The following is a 13,076-nucleotide window of genomic DNA, read 5'->3' as shown; positions in this document are numbered from 1 at the left end:
CCTTCCGGCGGGTAAGCTCGTCCGTGCGGAGGGGAGTATTCCTGCTTTCCTGCTACGGCGTACCCGTCAATACGGACCGTTGCGTTTGAATGAGCACGCGTCGGTCCCGGGGCGTCGGCCCACGGCCTCCAGGCCGCCCGGGCGGAAGAGACCTCCGGCAGCGATGACGCTGACGAAGTGCTGAGCCATCCGCCGGAGGCGTATTCACCATGGAAGTTTCCTGGGCCCTGTGGGTCGCGACCGTCCTCGGTCTGTCCCTCCTCATCGGTGCCGATTTCTTCATCGGCCGCAAACCCCACGACGTGTCGATCAAGGAAGCCGGCACCTGGACGGTCGTCTGGATCGTCCTCGCCGTGCTCTTCGGCCTCGGCCTGTGGTTCTTCGGCAACCCGCAGGCCTCCCAGGAGTTCTTCGCGGGCTTCATCACCGAGAAGTCCCTGAGCGTCGACAACCTGTTCGTCTTCGTCCTGATCATGGCGAAGTTCGCGGTGCCCTCCCACCTCCAGCAGCGCGTGCTGCTCATCGGCGTGCTGATCGCACTCGTCCTGCGCGCGGTCTTCATCGCCGCCGGCGCCGCGATCATCGCCAGCTTCAGCTGGGTCTTCTACATCTTCGGCGCGTTCCTGATCTACACCGCGTGGAAGCTGATCCAGGAGGCCCGCAAGGACGAGGGCGACGAGGAGTTCGAGGAGAACCGCCTCCTCAAGTCCGTCGAGAAGAAGTTCGGCGTGGCCGACCGCTACCACGGCACCAAGCTCTTCGTCGTCAACAACGGCAAGCGCGTCCTGACACCGCTGATGATCGTGATGCTCGCCATCGGCACCACCGACGTGCTGTTCGCGCTGGACTCGATCCCCGCCATCTTCGGCCTCACCCAGGACCCGTACATCGTCTTCACGGCCAACGCCTTCGCGCTGATGGGCCTGCGCCAGCTGTACTTCCTCATCGGCGGCCTGCTGGAGAAGCTGGTCCACCTCAGCTACGGTCTGTCGATCATCCTCGGCTTCATCGGCGTCAAGCTGGTGCTGCACGCCCTCCACGAGTCCGGCGTCCACGTCCCGGAGATCTCGATCCCGTTCTCCCTGGCCGTCATCTGCGGCGTCCTGATCATCACCACGATCACCAGCCTGATCGCCTCGAAGAAGCAGGCGGCGGCCGAGGCCGCCGACAGCGAGAGCGTCGGCGCCTGATCGCACCCGGGTTCACACGGGGGCGGCCGACGAGGCCGCCCCCGTGTCCACCGGCCTCTCCGCGGTGCCCGCACCCGACCGCTTCCCCACGAGCAGGGGGCTGGTCTCCGGGAGCAGTGCGAAGCATCCCAGGCTGACCAGGGCGATCCCGGTCAGGTAGGCCGCGACGCCCCACGGCGGACCGGAGCCGCCCGCCAGCGCCGTCGCCACGATCGGGGTCAGCGCCCCGCCCAGCACACCGCCCAGGTTGTAGCCGACGGCCGCGCCGGTGCAGCGGATCCGCGGGGCGTACAGCTCCGGCAGGTACGCGCCCACCACCGCGAACATCGTCACCATGCCGAGCAGCGCCACCGCGAAGCCCAGCGTCATCAGCAGCGGGTCGGCCGTCTGCAAGAGGGCCACCAGCGGGAACATCCACACGGCGCTGACGGCGCACCCGGCCAGGCACAGCGGCCGCCGTCCGTAGCGGTCGCCGAGCGCGGCCAGGAGCGGGGTCGCCAGACCCTTGACCGTGACGGCCGCCATGATGCAGGCCAGCATCGTCGTGCGGCCCACCGAGAGGTGCTCTGCGGCGTAGGCGAGGGACCAGGTGGTGACCGCGTAGAAGACGGCGTAGCCCACGGCCAGGGCCCCGCCCGTCAGCAGGAGCAGCCGCCAGTGGCCCCGGACCACCTCGGAGAGCGGGGCGTCGGCCCGCCGTCCGGTGGCCGCGAGCGCGCGGAACTGCGGGGTCTCCTCCGTCGAGCGGCGCAGCCACAGCCCGGCCAGCGCCAGCAGCCCGGCCGCCCAGAACGGCACCCGCCATCCCCAGGAGGCGAACTGGGCGTCGGTCAGCGAGGCGGACAGTCCCAGCATCAGGCCGTTGGCCAGCAGGAACCCCACCGCCGGACCGATCTGCGGGAAGCTCGCCCACAGTCCGCGCCGGTGCTCCGGCGCGTGTTCTGCGGTCAGCAGCACCGCGCCGCCCCACTCCCCGCCGAGCCCCAGGCCCTGGAGGAAGCGCAGCAGGAGCAGTAGTACGGGCGCGGCGATGCCGATCGTCTCGTACGCCGGCACACAGCCGACGGCGACGGTGGCGAGGCCGGTGAGCAGCAGGGAGGCCAGCAGGACCGGGCGCCGTCCGTAGCGGTCGCCGATGTGACCGAAGGCGGCGGACCCCAGCGGGCGGGCCAGGAAGCCGACGCCGAAGGTGCCGAAGGCGGCGAGGGTCCCGGCGAGTGGTGAGAAGGAGGGGAAGAAGAGCGGGCCGAGCACGAGCGCGGCAGCCGTCCCGTACACGAAGAAGTCGTAGAACTCGATCGCGGTCCCGGCGAGGGCCGCGCAGGCGAGCCGCAGCATGCCGGGCCGGGCGGGGGCCTCGTCGGCGGCGGCCCCGGGGGCTTCGTCGGCGGCGGCCCCGGGGCCCGGGGCGGAGGCGGCAGGGGGCGGAGAGGGGTCCTGTTGCATGCCGCACCAGATACCGCCTCCCCGCCCGCCGGGACATGCGTTCGGCCGTCAACGACCGGAAGGAGTGCTCCGCGTGCCGAAGTTGACGCGTTGCGCTCCCCGGACGGTCCCTACCACCCGCGCTCGCGCCACTCCGCCAGGTGCGGACGCTCGGCGCCGAGCGTGGTGTCGTTGCCATGGCCCGGGTAGACCCAGGTCTCGTCGGGCAGCTGCTCGAAGAGCTTGTGCTGCACGTCGTCGAGGAGGTTTTTGAAGGCCTCCGGGTCGCCGTGGGTGTTGCCGACGCCGCCCGGGAAGAGGCAGTCGCCGGTGAACACGTGCGCGTGGCCGTGCGGGTCGTCGTAGACCAGGGCGATCGAGCCGGGGGTGTGCCCGACCAGGTGCCGCGCGGTCAGTTCGACCCGGCCCACCCGCACCGTGTCCCCGTCCGCGACCGGGACGTCGGTCGCGACCGGGATGCCCTCGGCGTCGAGGGCGCCCGCGTAGGTCCGCGCGCCGGTGGCCGCCACGACCTCTGCGAGCGCGCCCCAGTGGTCGCCGTGCCGGTGGGTGGTGACGACGGAGGCGATGCCGTCGTCGCCGATCAGGTTCAGCAGCGTCTGCGGTTCGGCCGCCGCGTCGATGAGCAGCTGCTCGTCGGTCGCCCGACAGCGCAGCAGGTAGGCGTTGTTGTTCATCGAACCCACGGCGACCTTGGAAATCATCAGGTCCGCGAGTTCGTGCACGTCGGCCGGACCGCCGACCTTGACCTCTCCGGTGTACGTCATGTGGTGATCCTAGAGGTGTCTTCCTACAACGGCGGGAGCTCGGGGAGGGGGCCTCCCGTGGTGGTCAGGGAGGCTCCCCGGTCGCCGCGGCCGGCGAGCCAGGCGAGCAGTGCGGCGGGGGTGCCGGAGACGGTCACGACAGGGTCCCCGGCGGAGCCGGTGCGCCAGGTGCGCCCGTCGGGGGCGGCCAGGGCCGTCGCGGGCACGTCCGGGCGCCCGGACCAGCGGTCGGCGAGGAAGGCGATCTCGCGGTCGGTGAACTCCTGCGGGAGGTCGGTGAGCTCGTAGCCGATGTTCAGGTCGACGTGGTGCAGGTCGACCTCGACCCAGCGGCGGAAGGGCACGTTCGAGGCCAGGTCCGTGACGCCGTTGCGCAGCTCGACGGTGCGCGACCAGTCCTGGTCGTGCTCGGTGGCGGCGAGGAAGCGGGCCGCGGAATCACCGAGGTCCGCCAGGTGTTCTTCCAGGGGCCGGCCGGCGTCGCGTGCGATGTCCGCGTCGCGCGCCTCGCCGCTCTCGTACATCGGGCGGCCCTCGAAGACGTTCAGGAGGGCGTCGGCGTTGCGCGCGAGGTGGGCCAGGATGTGGCCGCGGGTCCAGCCGGGAAGGTGTGACTCCCCGGAGAGCCCGGCGTTGTCCAGTTTCGCGACCGCGGTCAGCAGTCGGTCCGTGGCTTCACGTACAGATCGCAGGTCGTGCACATGATCAGTCATGACGTCGAGCGTAGTGCTCGGAGCCCGTGGCCACACGATCGGGTGAAGAGGTCTGCGGAGTGCCGTAAATCGAATGTGCGTGCTATACGCTCGAAGTCCAGACTCCATCTCCACCGCAGAGGCGCCCCCCATACCCTGGGACGGGGGCCGTGCCCCCCCCGCTCTCTCAAGAAAGGTGCAGACCGGCGTGACCGACCGTCTCATCGTTCGTGGCGCTCGCGAGCACAACCTCAAGAACGTCTCGCTCGACCTGCCCCGCGATTCGCTCATCGTCTTCACCGGACTCTCCGGATCGGGCAAGTCCTCCCTGGCCTTCGACACGATCTTCGCCGAGGGTCAGCGCCGCTACGTCGAGTCGCTCTCGTCGTACGCCCGCCAGTTCCTCGGGCAGATGGACAAGCCCGACGTCGACTTCATCGAGGGCCTCTCCCCGGCCGTCTCGATCGACCAGAAGTCCACCTCGCGCAACCCGCGCTCGACCGTCGGCACCATCACCGAGGTCTACGACTACCTCCGCCTCCTCTTCGCCCGCATCGGCAAGCCGCACTGCCCCGAGTGCCGCCGGCCCATTGCGCGCCAGTCGCCCCAGGCGATCGTCGACAAGGTGCTCGCGCTCCCCGAGGGAAGCCGCTTCCAGGTGCTCTCGCCGCTGGTGCGCGAACGCAAGGGCGAGTTTGTGGACCTCTTCGCCGACCTCCAGACCAAGGGCTACAGCCGGGCGCGGGTGGACGGGGAGACGATCCAGCTCTCTGAGCCGCCGACGCTGAAGAAGCAGGAGAAGCACACGATCGAGGTGGTCATCGACCGCCTCACCGTCAAGGACAGTGCCAAGCGCCGCCTCACCGACAGCGTGGAGACGGCCCTCGGCCTCTCCGGTGGCATGGTGATCCTGGACTTCGTCGACCTCGCCGAGGACGATCCCGAGCGTGAACGGATGTATTCCGAGCACCTCTACTGCCCGTACGACGACCTGTCCTTCGAGGAGCTGGAGCCGCGCTCCTTCTCCTTCAACTCGCCCTTCGGCGCCTGCCCCGAGTGCACCGGCATCGGCACGCGGATGGAGGTGGACCCGGAGCTGATCGTCCCGGACGAGGACAAGTCCCTCGACGAGGGCGCGGTCTCCCCGTGGTCGCTCGGCCACACCAAGGACTACTTCCAGCGGCTGATCGGCGCGCTCGCCGCGGAGCTCGGCTTCCGTACGGACATCCCGTGGGCCGGGCTGCCGGTGCGGGCGAAGAAGGCCCTGCTGTATGGCCACCGGACCCAGATCGAGGTCCGCTACCGCAACCGCTACGGGCGCGAGCGGGCCTACACGACGGCCTTCGAGGGCGCCGTGCCGTTCGTGAAGCGGCGGCACGCGGAGTCGGAGAGCGACGCCAGCCGCGAGCGCTTCGAGGGCTACATGCGCGAGGTGCCCTGCCCGACCTGTGAGGGCACCCGCCTCAAGCCGATCGTGCTCGCGGTGACCGTGATGGAGAAGTCGATCGCCGAGGTCGCCGCCATGTCGATCAGCGAGTGCGCGGACTTCCTCGGGCGGATGCGCCTCGACGCCCGCGACAAGAAGATCGCCGAGCGGGTCCTGAAGGAGGTCAACGAGCGGCTCCGCTTCCTGGTGGACGTCGGTCTGGACTACCTCTCCCTCAACCGGGCGGCCGGCACCCTCTCGGGCGGCGAGGCCCAGCGCATCCGGCTCGCCACGCAGATCGGCTCCGGCCTCGTCGGTGTCCTCTACGTGTTGGACGAGCCGTCCATCGGCCTGCACCAGCGCGACAACCACCGGCTGATCGAGACGCTGGTGCGGCTGCGGGACATGGGCAACACCCTGATCGTCGTCGAGCACGACGAGGACACCATCAAGGTGGCCGACTGGGTCGTGGACATCGGCCCGGGTGCGGGCGAGCACGGCGGCAAGGTGGTCCACAGCGGTTCGCTCAAGGAACTGCTGAAGAACTCCGAGTCGATGACCGGGCAGTACCTCTCGGGGAAGAAGGCCATCGGGATCCCGGACGTCCGCCGGCCCGTGAACGGCGAGCGCAGGCTGACCGTCCACGGCGCCAAGGAGAACAACCTGCGGGACATCGACGTGTCCTTCCCGCTGGGCGTGCTCACGGCCGTCACCGGTGTCTCCGGCTCCGGGAAGTCGACCCTGGTCAACGACATCCTGTACACGCACCTGGCGCGGGAGCTGAACGGCGCCCGCTCGGTCCCGGGGCGGCACACCCGTGTGGACGGCGACGACCTCGTCGACAAGGTGGTCCACGTCGACCAGTCGCCCATCGGCCGGACGCCCCGGTCGAACCCGGCGACGTACACCGGCGTCTTCGACCACGTGCGCAAGCTCTTCGCCGAGACGATGGAGGCGAAGGTGCGCGGCTACCTGCCGGGCCGCTTCTCCTTCAACGTCAAGGGTGGCCGGTGCGAGAACTGCTCCGGCGACGGCACGATCAAGATCGAGATGAACTTCCTGCCGGACGTCTACGTCCCGTGCGAGGTCTGCCACGGCGACCGGTACAACCGGGAGACGCTGGAGGTCCACTACAAGGGCAAGTCCATCGCGGAAGTCCTCAACATGCCGATCGAGGAGGCGCTGGGCTTCTTCGAAGCCGTGCCCACGATCGCGCGCCACCTCAAGACGCTGAACGAGGTGGGTCTCGGCTACGTCCGCCTCGGCCAGTCCGCGCCGACGTTGTCAGGCGGCGAGGCGCAGCGCGTGAAGCTGGCCTCCGAGCTGCAGAAGCGCTCGACGGGCCGGACGGTGTACGTACTGGACGAGCCGACGACGGGCCTGCACTTCGAGGACATCTCGAAGCTGATCAAGGTGCTGTCAGGGCTCGTCGACAAGGGCAACTCGGTGATCGTCATCGAGCACAACCTGGACGTCATCAAGACCGCGGACTGGGTCATCGACATGGGCCCCGAAGGCGGTTACGGCGGAGGCATGGTGGTGGCCGAGGGCACGCCCGAGCAGGTGGCCTCGGTCGGCGCGAGCCACACGGGCAAGTTCCTGCGGGACATCCTGGGCGCCGACCGGGTCTCCGACGCGGCGGCACCCCCGGCACGGGCCGCGGCGAAGAAGACCCCCGTCAAGAAGGCGGCCCCGGCGAAGAAGGCGGCCGCGGCGAAGAAGGCGGCCCCCGCCAAGAAGACGGCGGCCAGAACCGCGGTGGCCCGGACCCGCAAGGCCTAGCCGGCAGCCCCGCCGGACTTCCCGCCGCCGCCCGGCCCGGCGGGAAGGGGCCGGCCCTCGTGCCGGGCCGCTACGGCCGTCTGCGGCTCCGCCTCCTGCGGGCCGTGCGGGCCCACCGGGAGGCGGGCCCGTGCGGAGCGGGCCGGGCCGTCCCGGATGCCGGACGCACCCCGGAGGAGTAGCCCGGGTCAGTCCGGACCGGTGCCCATTCAGGCTATGAGCAGGCGGAGGCCGAGGTCTGCCGTGTCGAGGTGGGCGAGGTCGCTGTTGCGCTCGGCCCATCGGCCGGAGTCGAGGTCGTCGCGGAGGCTTCGCACCGCCCGCTGCTCGGCGTCCGGCCCGACCCTCGTCCACACCGACATCGCAGGCGGACGTGCTCCTCCAGATACGCCCTCGGTCTGCGCCAGTACGCCTCGAACAGGCCGTCAGCGCAGTCCCACGGGATAGGCACCGGCTCAGCGCGGGCGCCGATCGCGTCCGCCATCCCCGCAAGTGAGGGAAATTCCGCGAGGACGGCGGCGAACTCGGGCAGGTAGTCGCGGGTAAGCCAGAACCGGTCCTGCCATCCGGGCTCGTCGGTGTCGAAGGTCAGCACCACCACGCGGTGAGCCACGCGCCGCATCTCGCGCAGCCCCGCTATCGGGTCCCCCCAGTGGTGAACCGTGGAGACGGCCATCGCTACGTCGAAGGAGTTGTCCTCGAACGGCAGGCTCTCGGCGGCGGCTGCCACGCACGGGGCCGAGTCGGCCGGCCGCTGACGCCGCATGACCTCCGACGGCTCCACCGCGGTCACCTCGCGATCAGCCGGCTCGTAGGAGCCGGTGCCGGCCCCGACATTCAGTACCGTCCGCGCGTCCCCGAGCGCGTCCGAGATCTGCGCTGCGATCCGCGGCTCGGTACGCCGCGTCGCCGTGTATGCGCCGCCGATTGCGTCGTACAGCCGTGCACCGAGCATCCCCAGTTGCTCCTCCGGTGTCACCTTCAGCCCCCTCGCCCGTGCCGCAAGTTCCTTGTCGAGGGCCGCCACCATGGCGTCAGCACGATCGCGCCGCTCCAGCAGCAGGCCACGCAGTCGGCGCAGGTGCGCTACCGCGTCGGTGGACGTGTCGCCGACCAGTTCCGCAACCTCCCGCAACCCGAAGCCCAGCCGCCGGTAGGCCAGCACTTCCCTCAATCGCTCGACGTCACCCGCCGAGTAGGCCCGGTACCCACCGGCGGTCCGCGCCGACGGACGGACGAGCCCGATCGCGTCATAGTGATGCAGCGTGCGGACGCTCACGTCGGCCAGCTCGGCCACGCGCCCCACGGTCCAGTGATCTTCCACGGCGCCGACTATGCAGCCTGACGTCACGGGAGGGTCAAGAGCCGCACTCATGACCCGCAGGAGCCGACGCGGAGCCGTAGCCGTAGCCGCACGCCGCCTTGCCGTCAGAAACGGCCCTTTCCTGGAGCGAGATCGGAAACGGCCGCCAGGGGCGGCCGAGATGTCTGATCGATCTCCTCTACGCGCAACCCGTCAGCCGCATCGTTCGCCTCACCCTCGACGACGTCACCGACGACGAGACGGCCACGGCGCATACCCGACTCGTGAACATGTGGGCCTACCCGTCTCACACCCGGGGCCGCACACACCCGAGGCCGCGGCACCTCCGCGGTCAGGCCGGCCGGCGGGCCCGCGGCGCCGTCGCCCGGGGCGTCCGGGCCGCTGTCAGCCGAGTTCCGCCGCGTACGGGGGCTCCGCTCCCGGCCGGGTGCAGGTCAGGGCCGCCGCGTGAGCGGCATAGGCCAGGACGTCCGGCCAGTCCACCGGGGCGCCCGGATCCGCCGCCAGGCGGTGCAGCAGGGCGGCGTTGACGGTGTCGCCCGCCCCGATCGTGTCGGCCACCGCGACCGGGCGGGCCGCCGCCGAGTGCTCCGCGCCCTCCCGCGTCCAGACCGTCAGACCTGCCGCGCCGCGGGTCAGCACCACCGCCGAGGGACCGGCCGCCAGCCAGTCCCCGACCCGTCCACCCAGCCATTCCGCGTCCTCCTGCGACAGCTTCAGGACTCCGGTGTGCGGCAGCAGCCGTTCGGCGAAGCGGGCCCGGTAGCCCGCCGGGTCCGCGATCAGCGCCGGCCGGACGTTGGGGTCCAGCAGGGTCAGCAGCCCCCGGCGCGACTCCCGGCGCAGCAGGGCCTCGTACGCGCTCGCGCCCGGCTCCAGGACCAGCGAGCAGGTGCCCAGCGCGAGGGCCCGGGCGCCCTCCGGGAGGGCCGGCGGCAGGGTGAACAGCCGGTCCGCGGTGCCCTCGACGTAGAACCCGTACGAGGCCGAGCCGTCCGGGGCCAGGGAGGGCACGGCGAGGGTGGTCGGCTCCGGCCCGCGCTGGACCAGCGACACATCCACCCCGGCCGCCCGCAGTCCGGCCAGCAGGCTCTCGCCGAACCCGTCCGTGGAGACCCGGGAGCAGAAGGCGGCCTCGGCACCGAGCCGGCCGAGGGCGCGCGCCGTGTTGTACGGCCCGCCGCCCGGTCGGGGCAGCAGCGCGCCCGGCGGCCCGGCCGCGGGCACCAGGTCGATGAGGGCTTCTCCGCCGACGACGATCACGCGGAGGAAGGTACTCCATGGGGCGGCGGTATCGTCGGGTGGGCCGGTGCCCGGCCGGGAGCCGCCCGTGCCCCGCCGCACCGCCCGCCGCGCCCCCCACACCCCAGGAGAACCGCATGTCCGCGCCGATGCCCGCCGCCCGCCGTACCGTCCTCAAGGGTGCCGCCGCGCTCGCGGGGGTCGCGGGCGCCGGGGTGGCGCTCACGGCCTGCTCGACGGCGACCAACAGCGCCGGCACCACCCCCGCGACCCCCACCGCCCCCGTGGAACTGGGTGCCGCGGCCGACGTCCCGGTGGGCGGCGCGAAGCTCTACCGGGAGCGGAAGCTGATCGTCAGCTGCCCGGCGGAGGGCCGGTACAAGGCGTTCAGCGCCCAGTGCACGCACGCCGGCTGCGTCCTCGACACGATCGACGAAGGCGAGGGGAACTGCCCCTGCCACGGCAGCCGGTTCGACGTGGCGACGGGCAAGGTCCTGCGCGGCCCGGCCGACCGGCCGCTGCCGGAGGTGCCGGTCCGCGCCGAGAACGGCAGGCTCGTCGCGGGCTGATCGGCGCCGGCCGGCACCGACGGGACGGCGCGGGTCAGTCCCAGTCCCAGGCGATACCGAGGATCCCGCGCCGCACCGACTGCTCCACCAGGTGCACCGCCCGGTGCCGGCCGCTCGGCGTCAGGTCCGCCAGGCCGGTGCGCGGGGCCTCCGGTCCGGTGCGGGCGAACCGCCGGCAGCGCACCGGGAGGGCCGCCGCGTCGAAGCGGACCTGGAGCATGTACTGGCCGCCCGCGTAGCTGAAACCGCGCACGTACTCGCCGCTGCGCGGGCCCGTGCCGTCTTCGATGCGGTAGCCGAAGACGTGGGTGTCGCCGCGTCGCAGCCGGGCGTCGAAGAGCAGCTCGGCGACCACGACCCCGGCCTCCGGATGGCACCGCACCCGGCCCGTGCGGCAGTTCTCGTACGCCGTCACCCGCACCCGGGACGCGTCGCAGCCCGGGTCGCCGTGGTGTACGGCGAGGTAGCGGTCGACCCCGTCCCGGTGCGCCCGGACGATCTGCTGCGAATCGCGGCCCCGCAGCTCGCCCGCCGCTCCGATGTGGATCCGCTCGTGGTGGCCGAGCGAGTGCAGACCGCCGTCCGGCGGGAGGTCCAGCCCGTCGAGCAGTCGTTCCACCGTTCCGCCCCCGCTGAACAGGGTTCGGTAGGAGCGGCCGGCCGGTCGGGCGGCCGCTCCGGCGCCCGGCGCCGCGAGCAGCCCGAGGAGGGCGCCGTCGGGCAGCTCCAGGATCCGCTCAAGGGCGGTGAGGGCCCGCAGGGACTCTGGCCGGCGCGGCCTGCGGGCGCCCTGCTGCCAGTAGCTGAGGCTGGTCACGCCGACCGTGATGCCCTGGGCCGCCAAGTGGTGCCGCACCCGCTGGAGGGGCAGTCCGCGGGCGGCGAGGGCGGCGCGCAGGGCGAGGTGGAAGGGGCCGTCGCGCAGCAGCCGGTTCAGTTCCGCGGTGTTCGCCGGATCCGTGGAAGGCCGCATGGCCACTCCTCTGTGAACGTTCACACGCGCCGAGGCGGGGGTCACGGCGGCAGCGTCGGGGGACCAGGTGGAACGACAGCAACCGTTCACACCGCAGTCCCACCGTTCACACTGCAACGTCACCGCGTATTGAAGCGTGTTGACCAGATCGCGACAACTCCCCGATGCTCCTCCACAGCGTCCGGACGCGCTCCTCCACCCCCACTCCCCACCTCGGGAGGAACGCGATGCGCAACCGAAACCGGCGGCTTTCCCCGGCCGCCCTCCTCACCGCCGCTCTCACCGCCCTGCTCCTCGCCCTGCCCGCCGGCACCGCCACCGCCGCCGATGCCGAGGCCTCGCCCGTTCCCGCGCTGGCCCAAAAGCGCCTGAACATCACCATGCAGGCCCAGCAGAAGTCCAACTGGTGCTGGGCCGCGGGCGGCAACACCATCGCCACCTGGTTCGGCCGCAACCACAGCCAGAACCAGTTCTGCAACGCCGCCTTCAACCGCCGGCAGGGCACCGAGTGCCCCAACAGCCAGGCCACTCTCGGCAACGTCCAGACCGGGCTGCGCTGGGCGGGCATCAGCCCCGGCTCGTACGTGAACGGCTGGCTGCAGTACTCCACCGTGCAGACCGAGATCAACGCGGGCCGCCCGATCGAGACCCGCATCCAGTGGTCCAACGGCGGCGGCCACATGCACGTCGTCTACGGCTACGACACGTCGGGCAGCTGGGTCTACTGGGGCGACCCCTGGCCCTCCAGCAACCGCTACAACTGGGCCTCCCACGCCTGGTACGTCAACAACAACACCTTCTCCTGGACCCACTCCCTCTACCGGATCGGGGCGTGACCGCCATGACCCTGCGCGCTGCGGCCGGCGCCGCCGTCCTCGCCGCCACCGCCCTGCTCGGACTCGCCCCGCAGACCGCCGCCGCCCCCGTGCCCGGGCCCCTGTCGGCCACCGCCGGGGACGGGGCGGCCGCCGCGCGGGCGGCGGCCGCCCCCGACACCCTGGCCACGCTCGCCCGGTTCTTCGCCCGGGAGGGCAAGGTCTCGCCCGCCGCCGCGCAGCCCCGCATCGAGGGCGAGGCGGTACCGGTCAACCACCTCTCGCCGGACTTCGTCGCGGGCAGGCCGGGGGCGCCCGTCGCCCGCCTGGAGTTCCTCGCCAGCAGGGCGGTCTCCTCCGACGGGCAGCAGGCCGCCCTGTGGACGGCCCGGAGCGGGGCCGGCTGGCAGGTGGTGAACATCGCCAGCGGCGACGACGAATTCCGCTACGCCCGGCTGGGAGCCGCGAAACTGCCCGGCGGGACCGTGTTCCGGGAGCCGCAGATCGACGCCTGGTACGTGGCCGGCGACAGCCGGGTGCTGCCGCTGGACGAGGACGCCGTGCGCGCCGTGGGCGCCGGTGGCACCACGCTCGCCGCCTACCGGGCGCGGGTCGCCAGGGCGTACGGGGACAAGCTCCCCGGCTCCCCGTACGCCGACCGCGGCACGGCGGGCGGCTACGCCGAGAGCTCCGCGGCCGCCGGGCCCCCAGTTGCCGCCGTGACCGGCGCCGCCGGGGCGCTCGCCCTCGGCGGGGCCGGGGTGCTGATCCTGCGCCGCAGGCGCGCCGCGGCGTAGCCGCTCGCAGGGCCCGGCCCCCGCCGATGGGGCCGGGCCTCCCCGTCCGGCCG

At 72.1% G+C, this 13,076-nt stretch carries 10 protein-coding genes and 1 pseudogene; 5 read left to right on the top strand and 6 right to left on the bottom strand.

Features of this window, described 5'->3' with window-relative positions:
• Positions 1-209 precede the first annotated feature (209 nt).
• Positions 210-1,190, top strand: coding sequence for a TerC family protein (locus ACFW2G_RS06240; RefSeq protein ID WP_037926621.1), 981 nt, complete (start codon positions 210-212; stop codon positions 1,188-1,190).
• A gap of 12 nt (positions 1,191-1,202) precedes the next feature.
• Here ACFW2G_RS06240 and ACFW2G_RS06235 read toward each other — a convergent pair whose 3' ends face one another.
• The 3 genes from ACFW2G_RS06235 to ACFW2G_RS06225 form a co-directional block, all read right to left on the bottom strand.
• A complete protein-coding gene (locus tag ACFW2G_RS06235; protein WP_384582049.1) occupies positions 1,203-2,528 on the bottom strand; it encodes an MFS transporter in 1,326 nt (441 codons plus the stop codon).
• 218 nt (positions 2,529-2,746) lie between these two features.
• Positions 2,747-3,403: an MBL fold metallo-hydrolase gene (locus ACFW2G_RS06230; protein WP_037926619.1), complete on the bottom strand. Its 657-nt coding sequence runs from the start codon at positions 3,401-3,403 to the stop codon at positions 2,747-2,749.
• A 23-nt stretch (positions 3,404-3,426) separates the two neighbouring features.
• Entirely contained in the window at positions 3,427-4,116 is a 690-nt protein-coding gene (locus ACFW2G_RS06225; protein ID WP_037926616.1) for a maleylpyruvate isomerase family mycothiol-dependent enzyme, read from the bottom strand.
• Positions 4,117-4,303: 187 nt separating this feature from the next.
• Between ACFW2G_RS06225 and uvrA the strand changes: the two genes are divergently transcribed.
• Positions 4,304-7,303, top strand: a complete 3,000-nt coding sequence (gene uvrA, locus ACFW2G_RS06220) for an excinuclease ABC subunit UvrA (protein ID WP_384582032.1) — start codon at positions 4,304-4,306, stop codon at positions 7,301-7,303.
• Between the two features lie 209 nt (positions 7,304-7,512).
• Here the strand turns inward: uvrA and ACFW2G_RS06215 are convergent.
• A pseudogene (locus ACFW2G_RS06215) lies at positions 7,513-8,609 on the bottom strand (methyltransferase domain-containing protein).
• Between the two features lie 402 nt (positions 8,610-9,011).
• A complete protein-coding gene (locus tag ACFW2G_RS06210) occupies positions 9,012-9,890 on the bottom strand; it encodes a carbohydrate kinase (RefSeq protein WP_384582034.1) in 879 nt (292 codons plus the stop codon).
• A 116-nt stretch (positions 9,891-10,006) separates the two neighbouring features.
• On the opposite strand from ACFW2G_RS06210, the gene ACFW2G_RS06205 reads away from it, so the two are divergent.
• Positions 10,007-10,438, top strand: a complete 432-nt coding sequence (locus ACFW2G_RS06205) for a Rieske (2Fe-2S) protein (RefSeq protein ID WP_384454167.1) — start codon at positions 10,007-10,009, stop codon at positions 10,436-10,438.
• A 34-nt stretch (positions 10,439-10,472) separates the two neighbouring features.
• On the opposite strand, the gene ACFW2G_RS06200 is transcribed toward ACFW2G_RS06205, so the two are convergent.
• Positions 10,473-11,411: a hypothetical protein gene (locus ACFW2G_RS06200; protein ID WP_384454164.1), complete on the bottom strand. Its 939-nt coding sequence runs from the start codon at positions 11,409-11,411 to the stop codon at positions 10,473-10,475.
• 227 nt (positions 11,412-11,638) lie between these two features.
• Between ACFW2G_RS06200 and ACFW2G_RS06195 the strand changes: the two genes are divergently transcribed.
• Positions 11,639-12,247: a papain-like cysteine protease family protein gene (locus tag ACFW2G_RS06195; protein ID WP_037930053.1), complete on the top strand. Its 609-nt coding sequence runs from the start codon at positions 11,639-11,641 to the stop codon at positions 12,245-12,247.
• Between the two features lie 5 nt (positions 12,248-12,252).
• Positions 12,253-13,023, top strand: coding sequence for a hypothetical protein (locus ACFW2G_RS06190; protein WP_384582051.1), 771 nt, complete (start codon positions 12,253-12,255; stop codon positions 13,021-13,023).
• Positions 13,024-13,076: the final 53 nt, after the last annotated feature.

This window comes from Streptomyces sp. NPDC058880 (assembly GCF_042742535.1).
GTDB lineage: Bacteria > Actinomycetota > Actinomycetes > Streptomycetales > Streptomycetaceae > Streptomyces.
The sequence above is the reverse complement of the archived record's forward strand: the minus strand, read 5'-3'. Positions and strand labels throughout refer to the sequence as shown.

Coding starts and splice junctions, on each gene's coding strand:
- ACFW2G_RS06240 (WP_037926621.1), top strand. CDS start 210: ATGGAAGTTTCCTGGGCCCTGTGGGTCGCGACCGTCCTCGGTCTGTCC.
- ACFW2G_RS06235 (WP_384582049.1), bottom strand. CDS start 2,528: ATGCTGCGGCTCGCCTGCGCGGCCCTCGCCGGGACCGCGATCGAGTTC.
- ACFW2G_RS06230 (WP_037926619.1), bottom strand. CDS start 3,403: ATGACGTACACCGGAGAGGTCAAGGTCGGCGGTCCGGCCGACGTGCAC.
- ACFW2G_RS06225 (WP_037926616.1), bottom strand. CDS start 4,116: ATGACTGATCATGTGCACGACCTGCGATCTGTACGTGAAGCCACGGAC.
- ACFW2G_RS06205 (WP_384454167.1), top strand. CDS start 10,007: ATGTCCGCGCCGATGCCCGCCGCCCGCCGTACCGTCCTCAAGGGTGCC.
- ACFW2G_RS06200 (WP_384454164.1), bottom strand. CDS start 11,411: ATGCGGCCTTCCACGGATCCGGCGAACACCGCGGAACTGAACCGGCTG.
- ACFW2G_RS06195 (WP_037930053.1), top strand. CDS start 11,639: ATGCGCAACCGAAACCGGCGGCTTTCCCCGGCCGCCCTCCTCACCGCC.
- ACFW2G_RS06190 (WP_384582051.1), top strand. CDS start 12,253: ATGACCCTGCGCGCTGCGGCCGGCGCCGCCGTCCTCGCCGCCACCGCC.